Below are 328 nucleotides of genomic sequence, written 5' to 3' on the forward strand. Positions count from 1 at the left end.
TTGTGGTCCTTGCTGTCGAGCAGCTTGCCGACCACCACCGACCCGTCGCTGCCGGAGTTCTCGACGATCTGCCGCACCGGCGCCTGCAGGGCCCGGCGGACGATGTCGATGCCGACCCTCTGGTCGGTATTCTCCGGCTTCAGCTTGTCGATGACGCGGCTGGCATACAGCAGCGTGACGCCGCCGCCGGCGACGATGCCCTCCGCGACCGCGGCGCGGGTGGCGTGCATCGCGTCCTCGACGCGGTCCTTGCGCTCCTTGACCTCGATCTCGCTGGCGCCGCCGACGCGGATGATGGCGACGCCGCCGGCCAGCTTGGCCAGGCGCT

The 328-nt window shown here is 70.7% G+C and carries 1 protein-coding gene; it reads right to left on the minus strand.

Annotation, left to right across the window (positions count from 1 at the left end):
* Positions 1-328 (minus strand): TCP-1/cpn60 chaperonin family protein (locus FFK22_RS42455; RefSeq protein ID WP_306770286.1); only part of this gene is annotated, 328 nt, incomplete at both ends.

Origin of the sequence: Mycobacterium sp. KBS0706 (assembly GCF_005938675.2) — a bacterium.
Lineage (GTDB): Bacteria > Pseudomonadota > Alphaproteobacteria > DSM-16000 > Inquilinaceae > Inquilinus.